The 25,590-nt window shown below is 50.2% G+C and carries 18 protein-coding genes; all 18 read left to right on the plus strand.

The window, feature by feature from the left end; translation table 11 throughout:
• Positions 1-190 precede the first annotated feature (190 nt).
• Entirely contained in the window at positions 191-1,270 is a 1,080-nt protein-coding gene (gene rfbB / locus OCV62_RS02945) for a dTDP-glucose 4,6-dehydratase (RefSeq protein WP_021916180.1), read from the plus strand.
• 250 nt (positions 1,271-1,520) lie between these two features.
• A complete protein-coding gene (rfbA, locus tag OCV62_RS02950; protein ID WP_021916179.1) occupies positions 1,521-2,390 on the plus strand; it encodes a glucose-1-phosphate thymidylyltransferase RfbA in 870 nt (289 codons plus the stop codon).
• A 23-nt stretch (positions 2,391-2,413) separates the two neighbouring features.
• Entirely contained in the window at positions 2,414-2,977 is a 564-nt protein-coding gene (rfbC, locus tag OCV62_RS02955) for a dTDP-4-dehydrorhamnose 3,5-epimerase (RefSeq protein ID WP_021916178.1), read from the plus strand.
• Positions 2,974-3,966, plus strand: coding sequence for an ABC transporter permease (locus OCV62_RS02960; RefSeq protein WP_118495736.1), 993 nt, complete (start codon positions 2,974-2,976; stop codon positions 3,964-3,966). Before rfbC ends, OCV62_RS02960 begins: the two co-directional genes overlap by 4 nt.
• A 13-nt stretch (positions 3,967-3,979) precedes the next feature.
• Positions 3,980-5,284, plus strand: coding sequence for an ABC transporter ATP-binding protein (locus tag OCV62_RS02965; RefSeq protein WP_021916176.1), 1,305 nt, complete (start codon positions 3,980-3,982; stop codon positions 5,282-5,284).
• A 3-nt stretch (positions 5,285-5,287) separates the two neighbouring features.
• Complete coding sequence (locus tag OCV62_RS02970) at positions 5,288-7,411, plus strand: class I SAM-dependent methyltransferase (RefSeq protein WP_262585051.1); 2,124 nt, start codon at positions 5,288-5,290, stop codon at positions 7,409-7,411.
• On the plus strand, positions 7,396-9,417 hold the full coding sequence (locus OCV62_RS02975; RefSeq protein ID WP_262585052.1) for a glycosyltransferase family 2 protein: 2,022 nt from the start codon (positions 7,396-7,398) through the stop codon (positions 9,415-9,417). Before OCV62_RS02970 ends, OCV62_RS02975 begins: the two co-directional genes overlap by 16 nt.
• 7 nt (positions 9,418-9,424) lie before the next feature.
• Positions 9,425-11,383, plus strand: coding sequence for a glycosyltransferase family 2 protein (locus OCV62_RS02980; protein ID WP_262585053.1), 1,959 nt, complete (start codon positions 9,425-9,427; stop codon positions 11,381-11,383).
• Between the two features lie 109 nt (positions 11,384-11,492).
• Positions 11,493-13,214: a phospho-sugar mutase gene (locus tag OCV62_RS02985; protein WP_262585082.1), complete on the plus strand. Its 1,722-nt coding sequence runs from the start codon at positions 11,493-11,495 to the stop codon at positions 13,212-13,214.
• Positions 13,215-13,381: 167 nt separating this feature from the next.
• Complete coding sequence (locus OCV62_RS02990; RefSeq protein ID WP_262585055.1) at positions 13,382-14,761, plus strand: glycosyltransferase; 1,380 nt, start codon at positions 13,382-13,384, stop codon at positions 14,759-14,761.
• Between the two features lie 121 nt (positions 14,762-14,882).
• Positions 14,883-15,839, plus strand: coding sequence for a glycosyltransferase family 2 protein (locus OCV62_RS02995; protein ID WP_262585056.1), 957 nt, complete (start codon positions 14,883-14,885; stop codon positions 15,837-15,839).
• Between the two features lie 114 nt (positions 15,840-15,953).
• Positions 15,954-17,372: an undecaprenyl-phosphate glucose phosphotransferase gene (locus OCV62_RS03000; protein ID WP_262585057.1), complete on the plus strand. Its 1,419-nt coding sequence runs from the start codon at positions 15,954-15,956 to the stop codon at positions 17,370-17,372.
• Positions 17,373-17,408: 36 nt separating this feature from the next.
• A complete protein-coding gene (locus OCV62_RS03005) occupies positions 17,409-18,542 on the plus strand; it encodes an LCP family protein (RefSeq protein ID WP_262585059.1) in 1,134 nt (377 codons plus the stop codon).
• 3 nt (positions 18,543-18,545) lie between these two features.
• A complete protein-coding gene (locus OCV62_RS03010; protein ID WP_262585060.1) occupies positions 18,546-19,490 on the plus strand; it encodes a glycosyltransferase family 2 protein in 945 nt (314 codons plus the stop codon).
• A 132-nt stretch (positions 19,491-19,622) separates the two neighbouring features.
• A complete protein-coding gene (locus OCV62_RS03015; RefSeq protein WP_262585061.1) occupies positions 19,623-21,365 on the plus strand; it encodes a S1C family serine protease in 1,743 nt (580 codons plus the stop codon).
• Between the two features lie 177 nt (positions 21,366-21,542).
• A complete protein-coding gene (clpX, locus tag OCV62_RS03020) occupies positions 21,543-23,171 on the plus strand; it encodes an ATP-dependent Clp protease ATP-binding subunit ClpX (protein ID WP_262585062.1) in 1,629 nt (542 codons plus the stop codon).
• Positions 23,172-23,309: 138 nt separating this feature from the next.
• Complete coding sequence (locus OCV62_RS03025; protein ID WP_262585064.1) at positions 23,310-25,019, plus strand: S8 family peptidase; 1,710 nt, start codon at positions 23,310-23,312, stop codon at positions 25,017-25,019.
• The gene (locus tag OCV62_RS03030) at positions 24,991-25,464 is read left to right on the plus strand and encodes a signal peptidase II (protein WP_262585065.1); all 474 of its coding nucleotides are present in this window, start codon (positions 24,991-24,993) and stop codon (positions 25,462-25,464) included. The genes OCV62_RS03025 and OCV62_RS03030 overlap by 29 nt, the downstream gene beginning before the upstream one ends.
• The last annotated feature ends 126 nt before the right edge of the window (positions 25,465-25,590 follow it).

The following is a 25,590-nucleotide window of genomic DNA, read 5'->3' on the forward strand; positions in this document are numbered from 1 at the left end:
GTGACAAAATTTGATACGGACAGGGCGCTGCAGTCTGCAGGATATCCGTAAACTGCAGCGCGCATTGCCGGGAATGGCGGCAATGCCGTATTTTCCTGTTGGAAAAACACGGAAAATATGGTACACTGGAAAAAAATCAGGATTATGGGATTTTGCGTCCTTTTGCGCAGAATCGAAAAGGAGAAGAGGCATGAGAACCTATCTTGTTACCGGAGGAGCGGGGTTTATCGGTTCCAATTACATTCACTATATGTTCCGCAAGTATGACAACGAAATCCGCATCATCAATGTGGATGCGCTGACCTATGCGGGTAATCTCGAGAACTTAAAAGACATTGAAAACCGCGATAACTATACCTTTGTAAAAGCAAATATCTGCGATAAAGAAGCGATTGCAAAGATCTTTGCAGAAAACGATATTGACCGCGTAGTTCATTTTGCAGCGGAAAGCCATGTAGACAGAAGCATCAGGAATCCCGAGGTATTCGTACAGACCAACGTGCTGGGTACTGCCGTGATGTTAAACTGCGCAAAGAACGCGTGGGAGCTTCCGGACGGCACCTTTAAGCCGGGCAAGAAATTCCTGCATGTTTCGACGGATGAAGTATACGGCTCTTTGAGCGAAGACGGCGGCTATTTCTATGAGACAACCCCCTATGCACCCCACAGCCCGTATTCTGCCAGCAAGGCAGGATCTGATATGCTTGTAAAAGCGTATATGGATACCTATCATTTCCCTGCAAATATCACAAACTGCTCTAATAACTACGGCCCTTACCAGTTTCCGGAAAAGCTGATTCCGCTGATCATCAACAATGCGCTGCACGGCAAGAAGCTTCCGGTATACGGCGACGGCAAGAACGTCCGCGACTGGCTGTATGTCGAAGACCACGCAAAGGCCATCGACATGGTGCAGGAGCAGGGCAGACTGTTCGAAACCTACAATGTAGGCGGTCATAACGAAAAACAGAACATTCAGATCATCGAAATCATTATCGAGACCCTGCAGGAGATGCTTGCAGACGACGACCCGCGCAAGGCGCTTGTCAGCAAGGATCTGATTACCTATGTAGCAGACCGTAAGGGACACGACAGAAGATACGCGATCGCTCCCGACAAGATCAAGAAAGAGATCGGCTGGTATCCGGAGACGATGTTCAAAGAAGGCATCAAAAAGACCATTGCATGGTACTTCGAGCATGAAGACTGGATGGAGCGTGTAACCAGCGGCGACTACCAGAAATATTATAACGAAATGTACAAAGCCTGAGAAATTTCCGGACTGCCGGGAGGAAAATGCCGGACAGACCGAGAAAAACAGGGCTTTGTATACCAGAATGGGGACGGCGCGCGACACCGTTCCCCTTTTGGCGCATCTGGGCAGGAGCGCACGGCAATAGAACAGTGCTGCCGGGCAGTAGAACAGTGCTGCCGGGCAGTAGAACAGTGCCGCCGAAGCGATCCTGTAAAGCAAAATGTTTTTCATACAGGCGAATGAACGCATAGGAATGGAGGAATCTATGAAAGGTATCATTCTTGCAGGCGGCTCCGGAACCCGCCTTTATCCGCTGACCAAGGCGGTATCCAAACAGATTATGCCGGTTTACGACAAACCGATGATTTATTATCCACTCTCCACACTGATGCTGGCGGGCATCCGGGAGATTCTGATTATTTCCACGCCCAGGGATCTGCCTGCTTTTAAAGAACTGTTCGGTACAGGCGAGCAGCTGGGACTTTCGATGTCCTATGCGGTTCAGGAGACACCCCGCGGACTGGCAGACGCATTTTTGATCGGCGCGGATTTCATCGGAAACGACAGCGTTGCCCTCGTTCTGGGCGACAATATTTTCTATGGACAGAGCTTTTCCAGAGTGCTGCGTCAGGCAGCGGAGCGGGAAAAGGGTGCGACGATTTTCGGCTATTTTGTCCGCGATCCCAGAGAATACGGCGTGGTGGAATTCGATGAAAACGGCAAAGCGCTTTCCATCGAGGAAAAGCCGGAGCATCCCAAGAGCAACTACGCAGTTCCCGGACTGTATTTTTATGATAACGACGTTGTGGAAATCGCCCGCAACGTAAAGCCGTCTGCAAGAGGCGAGATCGAAATCACTTCGATCAACAACGAATATCTGCGCAGAGGGACGCTGATGGTGGAGACGCTGGGCAGAGGCTTTGCATGGCTCGATACCGGCAACCACGATGCACTGCTGGATGCGGCAGATTTCGTTGCAGCGGTACAGAAGCGTCAGGGCATGTACATTTCCTGCATTGAGGAAATCGCGTTCCGCAGAGGTTTTATCGATAAACAGCAGCTCTTAAAGCTTGCGGAGCCGCTGATGAAGACCAACTATGGAAAATATCTCGTAGAGGTCGCAAACGGACTTTAAAAACGGAACAGGAGAATAGAAAAATGGGAAAAATTTCAGTAGAAACATGTCATATCGAAGGTCTTAAGGTGATCACCCCCCAGGTGTTCGGCGACGCCCGCGGTTACTTCATGGAGACTTATAACTACAACGATTACAAGGAAGCCGGCATCGATCAGGTTTTCGTACAGGACAACCAGTCCGCATCCAAAAAAGGCGTTCTGCGGGGGCTTCATTTCCAGATCAATTACCCCCAGGACAAACTGGTGAGAGCGATTCGCGGCGAAGTGTTTGACGTTGCGGTTGACTTACGTCCCGGCTCCAAAACCTATGGTCAGTGGTACGGTGTGCTGCTTTCCGAAGAGAACAAAAAGCAGTTCTTTATCCCCAAGAATTTCGCACACGGCTTTGTAGTGCTGTCGGATTATGCGGAATTTGCCTATAAGTGCACCGACTTCTATCATCCCAACGACGAAGGCGGTCTGGCATGGAACGATCCCCAGATTGGCGTAGAATGGCCGATTCCGGAAGGAATGGAACTGACCTTGTCTGACAAAGATAAAAAGTGGGGCTCTTTTGCCGAATTTACAGAAAGCAGAAATAAATGAAGAGACTGAATAAAAAAACAGGAATCGCCATATTCACTGCGGTGATGGCGATTCTTGCCGTTATTATCCTTGTTTATCATAATCCCCTTGCCAATCCGCAGGATGAGCTGCTGAAAAAAGTGATTGCCTGCGTGCTGATCGTGGCGGCGGTCATTGCCTTTATCCGGTTATACGATAAGATCACGGTGCTGCCGGTGGAATTATACCAGAACCGCAGGCTGATCTGGAAACTGGCAAAGAGCGATTTCAAAAAGCGCTACGCAGGCTCTTATATGGGAGCGTTCTGGGCGATGGTGCAGCCGGTCATCACAGTTGCGATGTACTGGGTTGTTTTCGTGATTATTTTCCCGAACCGGACTGGTTATGCCTCCGGAGGCGTAGAAGGTGTTCCGTATATCCTGTTTCTGACAGCGGGACTGGTGCCCTGGTTTTATTTTTCCGAAGCTCTGACCAGCGCAATGGTATCGCTGCTGGAATATAATTACCTGGTAAAAAAAGTCGTATTCAAAATCAGTATCCTGCCGATTATCAAGATTATTGCAGCGACATTTATTCATGCGTTTTTCGTGCTGGTTTTACTGATCGTGGCAGCATTGAACGGCTATTATCCGAGCCTGTATACACTGCAGGTATTTTATTACAGCTTCTGCATGTTCGTTTTTGTACTGGCACTCAGTTATACGACCTGCTCGGTTGTCATTTTTTTCAGGGATCTGCAGTCCATTGTCAATATCTTTCTGCAGGTCGGTATGTGGGCAACTCCGGTGCTGTGGAATATCAATGATTTTCCGATGAAGCTTCAGATGATCGTGAAAATCAATCCGCTTGTATACATTGTGGAGGGCTACAGAAGCGCTGTATACGGAAAACAGTGGTTCTGGGAGGATTTTTACTCCACGGTTTATTTCTGGATTATCACGGTGGTGCTGTTTGGCATTGGCGCGCTGATTTTCAAGAAACTCAAGATTCATTTTGCGGATATCATGTAAAGGAAAACTGGTTATGGAACAAAAAGAACTGGCAATTCATGTGGACAGGGTGAGCAAAGTATACAAGCTGTACCGCAGAAACCGGGATCGTCTGATCGAATCCCTGGGACTGACAAAAAAGAAACTTTCCACGCCGCATTACGCATTAAAGGATGTCAGTCTGGACATTTATAAAGGAGAGACTGTCGGCATTATTGGCACGAACGGCTCCGGCAAATCGACGATTTTAAAGATTATCACCGGCGTATTACATGAGACGAGCGGCACTGTGCAGGTAAACGGCAGAATTTCCGCCTTGCTGGAGCTGGGCGCAGGCTTTAACATGGAATACAACGGCATCGAAAATATTTATCTGAATGGAACGATGATCGGTTTTTCTGAAAAAGAAATTGATGAAAAACTGCAGGATATCCTGGATTTTGCGGATATCGGGGACTATGTGTACCAGCCGGTAAAGACCTATTCCAGCGGTATGTTTGTCCGACTGGCATTTGCAGTTGCCATCAATATCGACCCGGAAATCCTGATCGTCGATGAGGCGCTTTCGGTTGGCGACGTATTTTTCCAGGCAAAATGCTATCGAAAATTCGAGGAATTCAAGAAAAAAGGCAAGACGATCCTGTTCGTCAGCCACGATCTGAGCGCGATCAGCAAATACTGCGACCGTGCGATTCTGTTAAATCAGGGCGTAAAGCTCGGAGAAGGCTCGCCCAAAGACATGATCGACGCCTACAAGCAGGTGCTGGTGGGACAGTACGAAACGCCTAAGGCTGGCGTGGATGTACCTGACCTGACGGCGGACGGGGATGTTCGGGCGGCGCTTGACAAACAGAAAAAGAAGCAGGAAGCGGCGCGCATGGGCGTCAACCCGGAGACACTGGAATACGGCACGAAGCAGGCGGAAATTGTTTCGTATTACATTACGGACAAAAACGACGTGCAGACGACCGCAATTTTAAAGGGCGACGAATTCACGATGCATATGAAGGTGAAAATCGGTCAGGATCTTCCGGCACCGATCTTTGCTTTTTCCATCAAAAACATCAAGGGCGTGGAGATCACGGGAACGAACACGATGTTTGAAAAGACGTTTCTGGAGAGCGTAAAGGCGGGTCAGGTGCTGGAAATTACATTCCGCCAGAAGATGCGCCTGCAGGGCGGTGACTATCTCATATCCCTGGGTGTGACAGGGTATGAAAAAGATACGTTTAAAGTGTATCATCGTCTTTATGACGTGCTGAATATTACGGTCGTGTCCGACAAGGATACGGTGGGCTATTTTGATATGGAATCTCAGGTTGAGGTGAAGGAGATTTAACGTATGCAGACAGGCAGGACAGAGAAGATCGGGAATGTTGTGCTGGATTATTCCCATTATCCGGAACAGGATTTTTACTGCGACGGAGCGTCGGAGGATGCGCTTTTGGAGCTGGTAAAAACAATCCCGCCCCGGGAATATCCCCAGGAAATCTATAAAGCGGCGAGCTGGGAGGTGCTTTACCACCTTTCCGACCTGCGGGAAAATATTGTCGGATGGCTGCCTGTTGACAAAAGCATGAAGGTGCTGGAAATCGGTTCCGGCTGCGGCGCGATTACGGGAAGCCTCGCACAGAAGGCAGGCAGCGTAACCTGCGTCGACCTTTCAAAAAAACGCAGCTTGATCAACGCTTATCGCCATCAGGACTGTGACAACGTGACGATCCATGTGGGCAACTTTTCGGACATCGAGCCGGATCTGCCGACGGATTATGATTTTGTCTGTCTGATCGGCGTGTTCGAATACGGGCAGAGCTATATCGGCGGAAAAACCCCCTTTCACGATTTCTACCGAATTATCAAAAAACATGTGAAATCCGATGGACATATCGTGATTGCGATAGAGAATAAACTTGGTTTAAAATATTGGGCGGGGTGCCGGGAAGACCACGTCGGCACGTTTTTTTCAGGCCTGGAGGATTACCCCCAGGGCGGTGCGGCTCGCACCTTTTCCCGGAGCGGTCTGGAAAAAATCCTGAAAGAATGCGGTGAGACGGAATATCATTTCTACTACCCTTATCCGGATTATAAATTTATGACGACGCTGTACTCCGACCGGTATCTGCCCAAAGTCGGAGAACTATCTAATAACCTGCGAAATTTCGACCGCGACCGGATGCTGCTGTTCGATGAAAAAAAGGTGTTCGACATGCTCATCCGCGAGGGACTGTTTGGACAGTACAGCAATTCGTTCCTCGTGATGACAGGGCCCATGACGGATATTGTATACAGCCGTTTTTCCAACGACAGAGCGGAGCATCTGAGCATCCGCACGGATATTCTGGAAAAGGACGGAAAACACACTGTCCGGAAATATCCGGCAACCTCAGCTGCCGCGGCACATATTGAAGCCCTGGCAGAGAATGAATGCGTCTTCACAGAACGGTTTAAAGGCAGCACCCTCTCAGTCAACCGTCTGGAGCTGAAACGGAATCCGGATGGATTGCCCTTTGCGGAAATCGAATATCTCGAAAATAGCCGGACATTGGAAGAGCTGCTGGATGAGTGCTTACAGAACAATGACGAAGCCGGTTTTGATAAGCTGTTTGACCGTTACTGCAAAATCGCAGCGTGGAAAGCGGAGGGGACGAAGCAGGATTATGACCTGACCTTCTCGAATATCTGCGTACAGGGTGATATCTGGACGATGATCGATTACGAGTGGACGACAGACAAGCTGACGCCGCAGCAGATCATCAGCCGGGCATTGAACTGCTATGGTCAGGAGGATCCGGTTCGGATGGAGCATCCGATTGTGAAAAAGCATCTGGAAGCCCTCGGCATCGGCAAAGAGCAGATGCGGGAGCTTTCGGAAAAAGAGCTGGCGTTCCAGCGCTTTGTCCTGCAGGAAAAGGACGGGCGGAGCCGGACGGCTCTTGGGCAGCTTCGGCATCTGATCGGCAACCGTGCTGTGCCGTATCAGGAATTTTTCGCCCGGGCGGACCGCAAAAAGGTGCAGGTATTTGAAGACTTCGGCGCAGGATATACACCGGAGCATTCTTATTATCAATATGATGCATATGAGGCGGACGATCTGATCAACGCCAGGATCATCTGCAAAGCAGGTACAAAAGCGATTCGCTTAGATCCTGCGGAGCTGCCGTGTCTGGTACAGATTCATGGAATCGAATGGCGCGGAAAAGCGCTGACGCGGGCACAGCTGGATCAGTGCCTGTCGACGAACGGACAGGTGCTTGCAGATACCCCGTCCCATGTTCCGACGGTACTGTTTGAAACAGGAGATCCGAACATCAGCGTTCGGCTGGATTGTCTGGACAACGAGGCGACGGATGGCGAAGCGCTGATCATCCGGGCACAGATCGCATGGCTGTCGGCGGAAATGCTGCAGGATATTCAGGCGCGCCTGGCGGCAGCGGCAAGGAGGAAAGGTTTTTGGTTTCAAAGATAAAAGAAACAATTCAGGATAATCTGGTAAAGAGAAGATACCGCTGGTATCAGGAGCAGATTCAGAAACAGACCCTCACCTATGACGAGTGGATTCGGGAAAAGGAAGCCCAGGAGGACGAGACACTGCGCGCAGAGCACAGGGTAGAGCACGCGGAGGTGATCTCCTACGACGAGTGCCGTGCAGATTTTGATGTGCGTCGGTATGCCCACGGCGCGACGCCGGCGGACATCCTGATTTTCCACGCGCCGGACGCAAGCCCTGACACGAGAGGCATTTCACATGTGCTCAGCTGGTTTGAAGCCCATCCTGAAACGGTGATCGCCTACGCGGACGAGGATGAAATCGACGAAGCCGGTAAGCGCAAAAATCCCTGGCTGAAGCCGGACTGGTCGCCGGATACACTGATGTCCTGCTTTTATTTCGGCGGATTCTTTGCGGTGCGCAGACAGGCGATGGAGAACTGTCCGTGGCTGGCAGATGAGAACCCACTGCGCAACCTTTATGACCTGGTGCTGCGTCTGACGGAAATTGAGAATGGAACTGCACATATCGACAGCGTGCTGTTTCATCATGAAAAAATCGAAGTCTGGGGTATGGAAGAGACGTATGATGATCTGAAAAAGGCGGCATATGTAAGAAGAGGCTGGCCTCTTACGCCCTCCGGGAAGGTTTCAATCATCATCCCGACCAAGGATCATCCCCATATTTTATCGAATTGCATTCATTCTGTCCTGGAAAGTGGAAACTACCGGGATTTTGAGATCATCGTTGTGGATAACGGAAGCAATGAACAAAACCGTGCAAGAATTGAACGGATGCGCGGCATGTTGAACGAGGATTTCCGGTTCGTTTATCACTATGAACCGATGGAGTTCAATTTTTCCAAAATGTGCAACCTTGGCGTGTCCATGGCGACCGGTGATTACATCCTGTTATTGAATGACGATATCGAAATTACGCAGGACAACTGGCTGGAAAAGCTGATGGAAAAGGCGGTTCTGCCCCACGTCGGCGCGGTGGGCGCAAAGCTGATCTATCCGGGCACGGAGATCATTCAGCACGCGGGCATCACCAACATTCATCTGGGACCTGCACACAAGCTGCAGTTCCGCTCCGATGCGCTGGAATTTTATTTCGGGCGCAACCGCATGGCGATGGATGTCCTGGGTGTAACCGGAGCCTGCCTTCTGGTGAAAAAAAGCATTTACGATCAGGCGCAAGGACTGTCCGAGAACCTGCGTGTCGCGTTCAACGACGTGGAATTCTGCTATCATGTATATGAAATGGGCTATTACAACGTGGTACGCAACGATGTGACGCTGACGCATCATGAATCCTTAAGCCGCGGTGCGGACGACAGCACGGAAAAGCTGCGCCGCCTGCATCAGGAACTGAATCTGCTCTATGAACTGCACCCGTCCCTATACGGAACCGACCCGTTCTATCACAGATATCTGGTAAAGGATGTGCTGGATGCGGAATTTTATACGGGCTGCCGTTATGATTTTGACAAAAGAGTGGAAAAAGTTTCTCCTGAGAAGATCGAGGGTGTTCTGGAACCGCAGTGGCATAATGAGGTGCTGCGCATCGGTGTGGAGTTCGCCGGGGACCTGGGGCGCTGGCAAAGGGGCACTGCAGGAGCAGGAACAGGCGACTGGATGATCCAGGGCTGGACGTGGGCACTGCAGGTTGACAACTGTCGGTACGATTTTTCCCTGTTGTTAAAGAAGGTGGATACCGGCTATATTGCGCCCGGCTCCAGTACGGAAGCACTTCCCGAGGATCGGGGCGAGGTCTGGAGGATTCCCTGTACGAGGCAGTTCCGCCCGGATATCGACGAAAATCTGCACGGAATTGTCCATACCGAGCTGCCGGGCGTGTGCGTGACCTTCGATCGGGACAGCCTGCCGGAGGGAGACTACCTGATCGGCTTTTTGTGGGAAGATACCTGCTCGCGGCAGAAGCTTTACCGCTTCAGTCCGGAAATGCTTACAGTGAGGAAATAATAAAATCATGGAAGAAAAAAAGGACTATCAGGACGCTTACGAGAAAGAACATTATAAAGCCGTTTATTTGGCAAACCGGGTCGCTGAGCTGGAGGATCAGGTGGACGATCTGCAGTTCAAATTGAACCGCATCAAAAACAATCCGATCTGGAAAGCGTCCGGCCCTGCCAGAAAGTGCATGCATTTTGTGATCCGCCAGAAGGACCGTTTGAAAAATTGCGGCAGCCTGTCGGGTGTGATTGCAAAGGTGCGCTATAAATCCTGGGAAAAGAAGGCGATGACCCATTACGGCACCCAGAGCTTCCCGTCCGCAGAGGAAAGACAGAAGCAGGAGGCGGCTGTCTTTGAACGGATGCCAAAGATCAGTATTCTTGTTCCGTTGTGGAACACGCCGGAAAGCTTTTTAACCGAGATGATCGGCTCCGTCCAGTGGCAGACCTACAAAAACTGGGAGCTGTGTCTGGCGGACGGTTCGGACGATGCGCACGCCTATGTCGGTGAATACTGCAAAAGGCTGGCGGCGCAGGATTCGAGAATCGTTTATCAGAAGCTTGCCAAAAACGAGGGCATTTCGGGCAACACGAACGAATGCTATAAGCTTGCATCCGGCGAGTTTATCGGGCTGTTTGACCACGACGATATTCTGCATCCCTGCGCACTTTACGAGTATGTAAAGGCGATCAACGAAAAGGATGCGGACTTTATTTACTGTGATGAGGCGACGTTTAAGAGCCCGGACATCAACAAGATGATCACGATGCACTTCAAGCCGGATTATGCGATCGACAACCTGCGCGCGAACAACTATATTTGTCATTTCAGCGTATTTTCCAGAGAGCTGTTGGATGGCACGGAGCTGTTTCGGACAAAATTTGACGGCAGCCAGGATCATGATATGATTCTGCGCCTGACGGACAATGCGAAGCATATCGTCCATGTGCCGAAGCTTCTGTATTATTGGCGCTCCCATGCAGGCAGTGTTGCGGGCAATATCGAGGCAAAGCCTTACGTGGTCGAAGCGGCGAGAGGCGCGGTTGCGGATCATTTGCGCAGACACGGCTTTAAAAACTTTACAATTACGAGCACTCGCGCGTTTGAGACGATTTTTAAAATCAGTTATGAAATTATTGGGGAACCGAAGATTTCTATCATTATTCCGAACAAGGATCATGTGGAAGACCTGCGCCGCTGTATCAGCTCCATTGTGGAAAAATCGACCTGGGAAAATTACGAGATCATTGTCGTGGAGAACAACAGCGAGACGAAGGAGATTTTTTCCTACTATGACGAGCTGCAGAATAATCCGCAGATCCGCGTGGTGACCTTCGAGGGTAAATTTAATTATTCGAAAATCAACAATTTCGGCGTCTCTCTTGCGACCGGAGACTATGTGCTGTTGTTAAACAACGATACGCAGGTAATTACGATCAACTGGATGGAAGAGCTTCTGATGTATGCGCAGCGCCCGGACGTCGGCGCAGTCGGCGGAAAGCTTTACTATGGGGATAAAACGATCCAGCATGCGGGCGTCGTGATCGGACTTGGCGCGCATCGGACGGCGGGACATGTGCATTACCGCCAGAAGCGGGAAAATTTAGGATACATGGGACGTCTGTGCTATGCGCAGGACATGACGGCAGTAACCGGAGCATGTCTTTTGGTGAAAAAATCGCTCTATGAGCAGGTCGGCGGTCTGGACGAGAGCTTTGAAATTTCATTAAACGATGTGGACTTCTGTTTGAAGCTGCGCAAGGCTGGTTATCTGAACGTCTTTACGCCCTTTGCCGAGCTGTATCATTTCGAATCGATTTCGAGAGGATTAGACGATCAGGGAGAAAAAGCAAAACGGTATAACGAAGAGTCCGAACGCTTCCGCAACAAATGGAAAGCTGAGCTGGAAGCCGGAGATCCTTATTTCAACCCGAATTTTTCGTTAGATAAATCTGACTTTTCTTTACGGGTCTGAAAAAATAGTGTATACTAACTTAAAGAAGATGCACTGCAGCCAAGGGAAGACTGACAGGCAGGGACGTAAGAGACGGCAGGCATCAGAAAAGATGGAGGTAGCAAAAGCGATGAATTACATGGATCAGTACAAATTCTGGCTGGAGGATTCCTACTTTGATGAAGGAACCAAGGAAGAGCTCCGCAAAATTGCAGATAATCAGGCGGAGATTGAAGATCGTTTTTACAAGGATCTGGCGTTTGGTACCGGCGGTCTGCGCGGTGTGATCGGAGCCGGAACCAACCGGATGAATATTTATACTGTCAGAAAAGCAACACAGGGTCTGGCAAACTACATTTTAAAGCAGGGCGGCGCTGAAAAGGGCGTTGCAATTGCATACGACAGCCGTTATTATTCTCCTGAATTTGCAGATGAGGCTGCACTGTGCATGGCTGCAAACGGCATTAAGGCGTATGTATTCGATGAACTCCGTCCGACACCTGAGCTGTCCTTTGCACTGCGTACCTTAGGCTGTATTTCCGGTATCGTTGTAACGGCGAGCCACAATCCTCCGGAATACAACGGCTACAAGGTTTACTGGGAGGACGGTGCACAGGTAACTGCCCCCAAGGATCATGAGATCATCGACGAGGTAGAGCATGTAACCGATTTCCATACGGTAAAAACCATGTCCAAGGACGATGCCATCGAAGCTGGTCTGTATCAGTACATCGGCGAAGAAATCGACGTTGCCTACATGGAAGAGTTAAAGAAACAGATCATTCATCCCGAAATCATCAAAGAAGTAGCGGATGAACTGAAAATCGTGTACACACCGTTCCATGGTACCGGCAACAAGCCCGTCAGAAGAATTCTGGCTGAGCTGGGCTTCAAGCACGTTTATGTTGTTCCCGAACAGGAACGTCCCGATCCTGCATTTACGACGCTGGATTACCCGAACCCTGAAGATCCCAAGGCATTTACCCTGGCATTAAAGCTTGCAAAGAAGGTGGACGCAGACATCGTTCTGGCTACTGACCCGGATGCAGACCGTCTCGGCATTTATGCAAAGGATTCCAAGACCGGCGAGTACATGCCCTTCACCGGCAACATGTCCGGCATGCTGATTGCAGAGTACATCCTGCGCGAGCGCACCGCTACCAACCGGATGCCGGTTGATCCTGTTATGGTATCCACCATCGTTACGACCAATATGGCAGCAGCGATTGCAGCAGATTATAACGTAGAATTAAGAGAAGTCCTGACCGGCTTTAAGTATATCGGCGAGCAGATCAAATGGATGGAACAGGCTGGAAAAGGCCACTATGTATTCGGTCTGGAAGAGTCCTACGGCTGTCTGGCAGGCACCCATGCAAGAGATAAGGACGCGATCGTTGCAGTAATGTGTCTGTGCGAGACCGCTGCATGGTGCAAGAAGCACGGCATGACCTGCTGGGATCAGATGCTTGCGCTGTATGAGAAATATGGCTACTACAAAGAAACTCAGTATGCTATTACTCTGAAGGGAATCGACGGCGCAGCCCAGATTTCCGCAATGATGGATAAGCTTCGCAGCAATCCTCCGAAGAATTTCGGCGACCTGCAGGTTGTAGAGATGCGCGACTACGATAAGGATCAGGTTAAAGATATGGCAACCGGCGAGGTTCGTCCGACCGGACTTCCCAAGTCCAACGTTCTGTACTTTGAACTGACCAACAATTCCTGGTGCTGTGCACGTCCTTCCGGAACCGAGCCTAAGATTAAATTCTATATGGGCGTAAAGGGAACCAGCCTGGAGGATGCACAGGCAAAGGTTGACAAGCTGACCGCTGACCTGAAGGCAATTCTGTAAAAGAAAAAGCCGGAGCACCAGCAGCGTATTTTGCAGCAAAAATGCAGCATGCGCTCTGGCATAGGGTTTATATCACGAATCAAAAGGACACGGCGCGTGCCCGGTGTCGGAGTTTTCCGGCACTTGGGCACGCGCAGGCGTCTGTAGCAGGAAAAGGAGTTCGACGGATGTCTGTTTTTTCCCTATCCAATCTGAAAAAAACCTGGTATTATCTGCAGAAAAACGGAATCAGAAATGCCGTGTGGGCGGTGTTAGAGCGGATTGGGCAGGAACAGGAGGTCTATACCTGGCAGGAGCCGGACGAAAAGACACTTTCGTTCCAACGGGAGCATTCTGCTTCCTTGCGCATCAGTATCGTCGTTCCGGCATACCGGACGAAAAAAGAGCATCTGGAGGCGATGCTTAATAGCGTGTCGAGGCAGTCGTATCCGCACTGGGAGCTGATTGTAGCGGATGCGGGAGGCACGGCAGAGTCTGTACAGGCCTGGGCAAAAAAGAACGGAATCTGTCTGCGGGAAGCGGCAGATGCATCAAATCTTGCAGAATGGAAGGATCAGAGCATCGTGCTCTGCACCCTTTCCGAAAACAAAGGAATTTCCGCCAATACGAACGCAGGAATTGAACTTGCAGCGGGAGACGCGGTCGGTCTGCTGGATCACGACGATCTGCTGACTGCGAATGCACTCTGGGAGATGGCGGATTGTCTGGAAAAAGAAAAAAAGCGCGGAAAACAAAAGCTTGTGCTGTTTTCCGATGAAGATAAATGCGACGGAGCGGCGAGCCGCTTCTATGAGCCGAATTTCAAGCCGGATTTTGACGGGGAAATGCTTTTGACCAACAATTATATCTGTCATTTTACGGTGATCGAAACGGCATTTTTGAAAGAATTAAAGCTGCGCAGCGGATTTGACGGGGCGCAGGATTACGATCTGATGCTGCGGGCGTATGCGGCAGGCGGACAGTTTGTGCATGTGCCGAAGGTGCTGTACCACTGGCGCTGCCATGAAGCGTCTACGGCGTCGAACCCGCAGAGCAAGCGCTACGCTTACGAGGCGGGGCAGCGTGCGCTGGAAGATTATTGTCTTCGAAAAGGCTGGAAGGCGACAGTGAGCGGGCTGAAACATCTTGGCTTTTATCGGGAAGACTATGAAGACAGTGTATTTTGCCAGCGCCCGGAAATCGGAATTTGGGCAAAGCCTCTGCCGGGGGGCAGGGATGTTTTTGGCATCCGGCATCCGAAAGGCTTCCTGGTGAGCGGACTGTATGAAAACGACGGTTCGATGCGGTATGCAGGGCTTCGGAAAGGATATTCCGGACCGATGCACCGTGCAGCGCTGCAGCAGAGCGCACCGGCAGCAGACCTGCGCAGCATGGAGGTTTGCAGCGCATTAAAGGAGCGTTACGCGCAGACGATAGCGGAATTAAAAGAAGCCTGCCAGGGGCTTCCGACGGCAGCGCAGGAAACAAAGATCCTTCAAAAGAGTATGGAATTTTGTAAAGAAGCGACAGCGGCAGGGTATGGGATTTTATGGGATCCGCAGGCGTAAGCCGCAGATAGAGCGCACCGCGGCAGGCGGCTTTGTTGCTGCGTAGGCAGGCGATCCGCGCTCTGAGGCTCTCTCTCGCGCGGACGGCAAACACAGGAAACATGAGGAGCAAAATCGGTGGATGAAGACGACCGTGGTAATACCGAACTATAACGGAAAACATTTTCTGCAGGACTGTCTGGACAGCCTGCTTCAGAGCACAGTGGAATTCGCCGTGATCGTTGTGGATAACGGGTCGACGGACGGAAGTGTTTCGTGGATACAGGAGCATTTTCCGCAGGTGAAGCTGATCTGTTTTTCGGAAAATAAGGGTTTTTGTACGGCAGTCAATACCGGAATTGAAGCTGCTGCTACACCGTATGTTTTTCTTTTAAATAACGACACAAAAACCGATCGCTTCTGTCTGGAACGTCTGGAAAGGGCAATGGAAGCGGATGAGAAGATTTTTTCAGTCGGGGCGAAGATGCTTTCGATGAAGGAACCGGAGCTTGTCGATACGGCGGGGGATCTGTACTCGGCATTTGGCTGGGCGTATGCGATTGGCAAAGGAAGGCCTTCTTCCAATTACACAGCGCCAAAGCGTGTTTTTTCCAATTGCGCAGGGGCGGCGCTCTACCGCAAGGCACATCTGGAGCAGATCGGAGGGTTCGACGAGCTTCATTTTGCATACCTGGAAGATGTGGATATCGGATACCGGGCGCAGATTTTCGGACTGAAAAATGTCACAGAGCCGGCTGCAGTCGTCTATCACGCGGGGAGCGGTTCTACCGGTTCGCGGTACAATGCGTTTAAGGTGACACATTCTTCGAGAAACAATATTTATCTGATCTATAAAAATATGCCGCTGCTGCAGCTGATCCTGAATTTGCCTTTTTTGCTGGCGGGATTTTTGATGAAACAGCTGTTTTTTATGAAAAAAGGATTTGGAGCGACTTACGCAAAAGGAATCCGGGCGGGAATCTGTTTGTCTGCTTCGAAAGCGGGACGCGCGCATAAGGTCCCCTTTGCAGGACGAAATTTGCTGCATTATTGCAGTTTGCAGTTACAGCTGTGGGTCAACCTGTTTCGGCGTGTGTAAGCGGTGAATGTGGGCGTACACAAGTGTTACGGTTTGACTGCGCGATTCGTAAAAATCCTTGTGCTTTGCTGGAAGGTATTGTATACTACATTTTGAATATGGGGACGAGCCGTAATGATAAAGGATAATCAACGTTATTTGAACCGGCTTCATGTTGTTGTAGATGCCGTGGTTACAGCAGCTTCCTATCTGTTGGCCTGGTGGCTGATGTTCGGGAGCCGCTTTGCAGATAAAGAAATAGGTGTACTGGACATGGGCATATATTTTTCCGCCCTTTATTTTGTTGTGCCCGGTTATCTGATCCTTTATTACTGGAACAAATTGTATACGCCGAAGCGTGTACAACGCCCGGAAAATGAAATACTGAATATTATCAGGGCGAATCTGATCGGAATTATCCTGTTTCTTGCAGGGTTATACCTCGCCAACTCCATCGACCGCGAGCTGCAGCATTTTTCCCGCGGCATGCTGGCATTATTTGCTATCATCAATACGATTTCGGGAATTCTGGTGCGTGCGCTGATCCGTAGAATCCTGCATCTGATGCGCAAACGCGGTTATAATTTGAAACACATTTTGCTGGTGGGGTATTCTCGTGCGGCGGAAGCTTATATCGACCGGATTATCGCCAATCCCCAGTGGGGCTATATGGTGCGGGGCATTCTGGACGATAATGTGCCGAGAGGCGCGGTTTACAAGGGAGTCAAGGTGCTTGGTTCCATCGATAACCTGCCCTTTATCCTGCCGGAAAACAAACTGGATGAGATCGCTGTGACCCTTGCGCTGCAGGACTACGACCGTCTGGAAGAGATTGTCAATCTCTGTGAAAAATCCGGCGTGCATACGAAGTTTATTCCGGACTATAACAGCCTGATTCCGGGCAAGCCTTATACGGAGGATCTTGGCGGACTGCCGGTTATCAACATCCGTTATGTCCCGCTGAGCAACACATTAAATGCGGTTGCAAAGCGCGCTGTGGATATTGTCGGTTCGCTTTGCGGATTGATAGTGACGTCGCCGCTTCTTTTGATCGTAGCAATTTTGATCCGTGCGACGAGTAAGGGACCGATTATTTTCAGTCAGGAAAGAATCGGACAGCACAATCATGCGTTTAAAATGTACAAATTCCGTACAATGTATGTTCAGGACACTAAGGAAGAAAAGAAGGGCTGGACGACGAAAAACGATCCCCGCGTCACAAAGGTGGGGCGGATTCTGCGCAAGACCAGCATTGATGAGCTGCCGCAGCTGTTTAATATCCTGATCGGGGATATGAGTCTGGTAGGTCCCAGACCGGAGCGCCCGCAGTATGTTGAGAAGTTTAAGGAAGAGATTCCGCGTTATATGATCAAGCACCAGGTTCGTCCGGGGCTGACCGGCTGGGCGCAGATCAACGGCTACCGGGGAGATACGTCGATTCGCAAACGAATTGAGTATGACATTTATTATATTGAAAACTGGAGCATGAGCTTTGATTTCAAAATCATGTTTTTAACTATTTTTAGAGGATTTATCAACGAAAACGCGTATTGATTTAGATGCGTGAAAAAAACACAAGGAGAGGAAAACATGTCAACAGGTACAAATAGCTCTAAGAGAGCACCGCAGAGAAGTGGCAGTTCCAGCAGCAGAAAAAAGATGTCTGCGAAGAGGCGTAAGGCAAAACAGAGAAGAAGAATCATCTTCTTTGCAGTGGAAATCGTAGCGTTGATCGTTTTACTGATTGCGATTGTCGGCGTCAATATGGTAACGAAGATTGACAAGATCAAGATCAATGAAGAAGATATTGTGGTAAACCCGCAGGTAGAAAATAATAAGGAAATGAAAGGCTACCGTAATATCGCACTGTTTGGTGTGGATTCCAGAAAGGGCAAGCTCGGCAAGGGCTCCCGTTCCGACACAGTCATGATCGCATCTATCAATCAGGACACCGGAGACGTCAAGCTGGTTTCCGTTTACCGCGATACCTACTTAAATCTCGGAACGGACAGCTACAATAAAGCGAATGCGGCATATGCGCAGGGCGGCCCGGAGCAGGCGATCAACATGCTGAATATGAACTTTGACCTGGATATCACAGAATATGTGACAGTGGGCTTTGATGCGCTGATCGAGACCATTGACGAGCTGGGCGGCATAGACATTGACGTGCACGATAACGAAATCGACCATCTGAACAACTATCAGCGAAGCATGTTCGTAGAAAATGAAAATGATGCGCTGAACGAGAACATCGTAAAGGTTACGCATTCCGGTATGCAGACGCTGAGCGGTCTGCAGGCAACCGCATATTGCCGTATCCGCTATGTCGGCGATGACTTCGGCCGTGCAGAGCGTCAGCGGAAAGTGCTGATGGCATGTATGGATAAGGCAAAGACCATGAGCCCGACTACTCTGGTATCGATCCTGAACAAGGTGATGGAAAATGTATACACCAACCTGGATGTGACGGAAATGGCTTCCATCCTGTCCGACGTTGCAAACTATCAGATCGTAGCACAGGGCGGTGTGCCATTTGAAGATAGTCGTGCAACCGGCACAATTGGCAAGAAGGGTTCCTGCGTTATCCCGCTGGATCTGGAAACAAACGTTGTCAAGCTCCATGAGCTGCTGTTCGACGTAACCGAGTACGAACCTTCCGATCAGGTAAAACAGTACAGCCAGAAGGTACAGGCAGACACCAGCCAGTATATGAAAAAGTAAAATATGGATTCTGTAAAAGTAGATGTTATTATTCCGACATTTCACCCGAAGGAACGTTTTCTGGCGCTGGTGGAGCAGCTGGAGAAGCAGGTGCTTGCGGTGAACCGGATTGTAATTGTAAATACCGAAAAAAAAGCGTTTGAAGCGCTGATGGATTGCGACACATTTTTAAAAGAGCATCCAAAAGCGATGCTGTTCCATATCTCTCAGGATGAGTTCGATCATGGAAAAACGCGGAACCTCGCTGTTTCCAATTCGGATGCGGAGGTGTTTGTCTGCATGACGCAGGATGCACTTCCGGCGGATGCGTATCTGACGCAGGAGCTGTGCAAGGCCTTGTTTTCCGATGAAAAAATCGCAGCCGCCTATGCAAGACAACTTCCGGAAGAAAATTGCAGCCGAATGGAACGCTATACGAGGCAGTTCAATTACCCGGAGCAGCCGTCGGTCAAAACAAAGGCGGATCTTTTGAGGCTCGGAATCAAGGCGTATTTTTGCTCGAACGTCTGCGCCGCCTATAAGCGCGATATTTTTGAACAGCTCGGCGGATTCGTGAATCATACGATTTTTAACGAGGATATGATTTATGCTGCCGGAGTGATTCAGGCGGGCTATGCGATCGCCTATGCAGCGGATGCGAAGGTGATTCATTCCCACAATTATTCCGGCTGGCAGCAGTTTACAAGAAACTTTGACCTCGGTGTATCCCATGTGCAGTACCCGGCTGTGTTTGACGGTGTGCCGCCGGAGGGCGAGGGCATGAAGCTGGTCAAAAAGACCGCCGTTTATCTTGCAAAAACCGCACCGTGGCTTCTGCCGAAGCTGATCTGGCAGAGCGGCATGAAATGGCTGGGCTACCGTTTCGGTAAAAAATACCAGAAGCTTCCGCCTGGGCTGGTTCGCTTCTGCAGTTTGCAGAAAGGCTACTGGAAGCAGGAGAAAGAATAAGACATAAAAAGTCGTTTCCGAAAAACTCCGGAAGCGGCTTTTTTCACAGAATGGACACAACTATTCGGTATACTGTCTGCAGAGCAAGCAGACGCACCGGATACGGCAGCGAATGAGAAAAGAGGTCACAACATGGGTTACGGATACGACCCGGAAGAAACAACCGGACAGGAGCATATGGACGACACAGCGCCGGAGAGCGGCGGGCAGGAATACACGGACAGTGCACAGAAAACGGATGCGTCGGATATGTCGGCATACAGTGGCGTGTCCGATGACACATCGGCATATAGCAGCGGAAGCACGGGTGCGGCGGATAACGCACAGAACGCATCCGACAATACGCAGGACACATTCAACAGCGCATCGGACGCTGACCAGGGCGCGCAGCCATCGCGCAGCCGCTACGAATATCAAAATTATTATAACGACAGATACCGGGGCGATGATTCAAAACAGAAATATGGCTATCAGCCAGGCGTACAGCAGACGCCTGCGCCCAAAAAAAGAGATTCTGCAGGCAAATGGATTGCTGTTAGCGCACTTGTTGTCATCTTTGTTTGCGTCTGCATTGGAATCGGTTTGATCGGAGTTTATTCGATCCGATCGGCAAATCAGCTGGATTCCGCGTCGGTCGGCGTTTTGGAGGTAGCTCCGGATGCAGGAGATGATGCAAAAAATCAGGAAGATGACGGAAACCATGCAGCAACAGACAGTCCCGAACGCTCTGAAGCAGGACGATCTGGAGATTCGTCCCTGACAGAGGATACAACAACGGGAGACGGACAGGTTGCTGTAGCATCGGAAATTGCACAGCAGCAGAGCGCATCTGCAGTTGTAACGGATGTAACGCAGGTTGTAGAAGCGGTAATGCCGGCGTGCGTTTCGATTACGAATAATTTTACACAGACGGTACAGGATTTCTGGGGACAGACTTATTCCCAGGATGAGACGGCAAGCGGTTCCGGGATTATCATTGGAGAAAACGAGCAGGAGCTTTTGATCGTTACCAACAATCATGTAGTGGACAGCACAGAGCAGCTGTATGTTCAGTTTATCGACGGGGAAACCGTAGAAGCGCAGGTAAAGGGTACCGATGCTTCCGCAGACCTTGCAGTCGTTGCAGTAAAACTGGATACCATTGCGAACAGCACAAAACAGGAAATCTGCATTGCAAGGATGGGAGATTCGGACAGCCTGAAAATCGGTGAACCGGCCATTGCGATCGGTAATGCACTGGGCTATGGACAGTCTGTGACGACAGGCGTTATCAGTGCACTGAACCGTAAGATAGAGAACAGCAATTCCGAAGAAGGAACTTCTCTGATTCAGACGGATGCAGCGATCAACCCCGGTAACTCCGGCGGCGCGCTGCTGAACATGCGGGGCGAGGTGATTGGAATTAACTCCAATAAGATCGGCGGCTCGTCAATCGAGGGAATGGGTTACGCGATTCCGATTTCGACGGCAAGACCGATTATTGAAGATCTGATGGAACGCCAGACGCGGACGAAATATTCCGAGGAAGAGCGCGGATATCTTGGAATTTCCTGCATCAATGTGACAAGCGATTTGTCCGAGAACTTCAGTATGCCCCAGGGAATTTTTGTGGCGCAGGTTTATTCCGGAACCGGTGCGGAAGCTGCCGGATTGGTGCGCGGCAACATTGTGGTGGCGTTTGACGGCGTAACCGTTCAGAATCAGGAAGAGCTGACGAAGCAGATGCAGTATTATAAAGCTGGGGAGAGCGTTGAAATTACGATTATGGTAAATTCAGCAAACGGTTATCAGCAGAAAAACGTGACAGTTACGCTTTCTTCCTATGACCAGATCAATGCGGCGAGCAAGGCTGCACAGGAAAGCAAACAGAGATAAAGAACGGAACCGGGATGGCTGGGCGAGAGCTGCAGTCATCCCGGTTTTGCGAATAGCGCGTGTGAACAGTAGCCATTTCTGTACAGGAGACAGTTGTTTAGAGAAAGTTTACTTGTCTCAGGAACGATCCTGCATTATACTTTTGATAGCAGAAAGCGGAAGATGAGGTAACCGACTATGGATGAAAAAGAATTTGAAGATATTTGTTATATTTGCCGCAGACCGGAAAGCAAGGCGGGAAGAATGTTCCACCTGCCGAATAACATCTGTATCTGCGACGACTGTATGCACAAGACGATGGATGCGGTAAGTCAGTTCGATTATCAGCAGATGATGAATAATCCGGTGTTCATGAACATGTTGAATAATCCGTTCAATCCGTATGGAGATCCGACAAAGTCGGATGGAACGTCAGGACAGAAATCTGCAGGCGGCGGAAACGAAAAAAGCGACGCAGAAACAACTGACGCACAGGATGGAAACAACGCATCCGACAACACTGCCGCTGACATTCTGGAGGCATCCGATGCGGATGACGATTCCAAGAATGACTCCGACGAATCCTCGGGCAATAGAAGAGGATTCCCGAACATCAGCTTCATCAATCTTGCGGATTTCATGAACGACGGGATGCCGCAGAAACAGAAGATCAAGAAAAAAGGAACCGGCACAAAGCCGTTGATCGATTTAAAGTCCATTCCCGCACCACATAAGATTAAAGAGCAGCTTGATCAGTATGTGATCGGTCAGGAATATGCCAAAAAAGTCATTTCCGTAGCGGTTTACAACCATTATAAGAGGGTTGCCACAGGCACAATGGATGAGATTGAAATCGAAAAGTCCAATATCCTGATGATCGGACCTACCGGCAGTGGTAAGACCTATCTGGTAAAGACGCTGGCGAAGCTTCTGGACGTTCCGCTGGCGATTGCGGATGCAACCTCCCTGACAGAGGCGGGGTATATTGGTGACGACATCGAAAGCGTTGTGAGCAAGCTTCTCGCTGCAGCGGACAACGATGTGGATAAGGCGGAGCAGGGCATCATCTTTATCGATGAGATCGATAAAATCGCACGCAAGCACAACACGACTTCCCGGGATGTCTCCGGGGAATCGGTGCAGCAGGGCATGCTGAAGCTGTTGGAGGGAGCAGACGTGGAGGTTCCGGTCGGTGCGAACAGCAAAAACGCGATGGTTCCGCTCACAACAGTCAATACGAGAAATATTCTCTTTATCTGCGGCGGCGCGTTCCCGGATCTGGAAGAGATTATCAAACAGCGGCTGCGCAAAAAGACCTCGATCGGCTTTGATGCGGAGTTAAAGGATCGCTGGGATAAGGAAAAGGATATCCTTTCCATGGTAAAAGTGGAAGATCTGCGGACGTTCGGCATGATACCGGAGTTCTTGGGCCGTCTCCCTGTGATCTGCACGCTGGAGGGCTTGAACCGGGATATGCTGGTACGGATTTTGAAAGAGCCGAAAAATGCGATTTTGAAACAGTATCAGAAGCTTCTGGAGCTGGACGAGGTGAAGCTGGAGTTCACCGACGATGCACTGGAAGCGATTGCAGACAAGGCGATGGAAAAAGATACCGGTGCTCGTGCGCTTCGTTCGATTATTGAAGAATTTATGTTGGATATCATGTATGAAATTCCGAAGGATGACAATATCGGACGCGTGACGATTACCGGAGATTATATCCGGGGAACCGGTGGACCGCTGATTGATATCCGCAGTAACGGTTATTCGCTGGAAGAGCGGGATCAGATGAAACAGATCGCAGCGGCGGAAACGAAAGAAGCTTGAACTTTGAACTGCATGAAGAAAATGTTCGAAAGCTGAGAGTTCAACGGAATACTACAGGAACATATCAGCAATACTGCGCATATGCTGATATAAAATCCGCAGGGCACAGGGGGAAATTTCTGTGTTCAAAGGAGACAGATGAACTGTCGGGAAAAAATTCTTTCTGAAGATTATATGAGTATTTTGCTGGACTATGTGCCGGAGGAAGCAAATCAGGAGGACGAAGCCTTCTGCTATCAGCAGGTGGATGGAACTCTGGGAATTTATTATCTGGATCGGTCTGCGGTGCTGCCGCTTTCTCCAGTCAATTACCTGTATCGCTACCTTCCACAGTTGTTTTGCCTCGGTGCGTTTCCAGCGGCGGGAAGTCGGACGTTTCGTACAGAACCGTTGGAAGGCTCCGGGATTCTGGCACAGCAGCGGCCCCCGTTGGAGTTGACGGGGCGCAGGGTAGTGATGGCGTTTATCGATACCGGGATTTCTTATGAAAACCCGGTATTTCGCTATTCTGATGGCAGCAGCAGGATTCTGGCGATTTGGGATCAGACGGATCAGAGCGGACAGTCGCCGGAGGGGTTTTTATATGGAACGGAATACGTCCGGGAACAGATCGACCGGGCGTTGGAGCTGGAAGATCCGCACAGCCTGGTGCCGGAAAAAGATGAAATTGGACATGGAACCGCAGTGGCGAGCGTCGCGGCGGGAAGCCGTCTGGAAGAGGGCAGCCTGTTTACCGGTGCAGCGCCGGATTGCGAGATTGTAGCAGTCAAGCTTCGCCCTGCAAAACAATATCTCCGGGATTATTATCGGATCGCGGACAAAGAACCGGCATACAGCACAGACGATATTCTGCTCGCTGTGAAATATGTGCAACAGTTTGTGATCCCGCTGTACCGTCCGATTGTGATCTGCCTGGGGCTGGGGACGTCCTTTGGAAGCCACAGCGGCGTTTCGTTGTTTTCGGAGTATTTGCAGAGGATCGCGCGCAGCGTTTCACAGGCGGTGGTGATCGGGGGTGGAAATGAAGGAAACACGGCGGGCCATTTTCGGGGGAGGCTGACAGAAAACCAGCAGCAGGTGGAGCTTCGGGTCGGAGAAGGCGTCACAGGATTTACGGCGGAGCTATGGGGAAGCAAGCCGTCAGTGTTCCGGCTTGCGGTTCGATCACCCGGCGGGGAGCAGCTGCCGGAGGTGGAATTTGGTCTGGGCAGCACAGTGGAATACACGTTTGTCTATGAAAAGACGCGGATACAGATTACAGATACTGCAAACGAACGCAATACCGGAGATCAGTTGATGCTGATCCGCTTTACAGCACCGTCTCCTGGCGTCTGGACATTTTTAATCCGTGGAGCACGGGTATTTCCGGAAAGTATTTTTGATATTTGGCTTGCACCGCAGCAGTTTCGAAGCGGCGAGCTGTTTTTTCTGGTTCCAGACCCGGATGTGACGCTCACAGTTCCCTCCTATACGACAGATGCGGTGACGGTCACTTTTTATAATAGTGAAAACGGAAGCTTTTATTACCGCAGCGGCAGGGGCTTTGGCAGAACCGGGGAGATCAAGCCGGATCTGGCGGCGCCGGGCGTGGAGATCAGCACGGTAAACGGTCCCTACAGCGGCAGCTCTATGGCGGCTGCACTTACGGCAGGAGCCTGTGCGCAGCTGATGCAGTGGTGCGTTGCGGAGAACAATTACCCGAGAATTTCCGGAAGAGGAATCCAGACGTTTCTAAGCCGCGGTGCGCGGGAACAGACACAGGAAGAATACCCGAGCAGAAGATGGGGCTACGGACAACTGGACATGAGGAGGACATTTGATGAAATTGCAGGAAATTATCCGGAATAACTACAAATTTGCAGGAATCGCTGCAGCATCCTTCCTGATTGACGAGGGAATGAAAAATTACGTAGAAGAATACGACGTGCTGGATAAGCCGAAGGAAATTTTAGATGGAAAGGCGGTTCTGCGGCGCTATCACAACAAGGGCGCATTTTTAAATTTCGGAGAACAAAAACGAAAGCTGGTGACATTGCTGTCTGTTCTTCTGACGGTGGCAGTGCTGGTGGTGTTTGTGCTGACGCTTGGAATGCGCGGGAAAAAGCTTTTGAAGGCCGGGTTATCGCTTTTACTGGGCGGCGCTTTTTCTAATACCTACGACCGCGTGATGCGGGAATATGTCGTGGATTATGTCAGCCTGAAAACAGGAATCGCAGCGATCGATCGCGTGGTATTCAATCTGGCGGATCTTTGCATCCTGATCGGCACGATGGCGGTGGTGCTGGGTACGTGAGGAAGCCGTAAAAATTGTTACTGTGCACACGCGCCATTCGCAAAAGCGCATCTTCGATGCTTTCCGCTGCTTTGCAGCTCTTTTTGTTCATAAAATGGCGCTCCCTTCGTACCCTTCTGCGTTCCG

The organism is Gallintestinimicrobium propionicum, from assembly GCF_025567525.1.
GTDB lineage: Bacteria > Bacillota > Clostridia > Lachnospirales > Lachnospiraceae > Gallintestinimicrobium > Gallintestinimicrobium propionicum.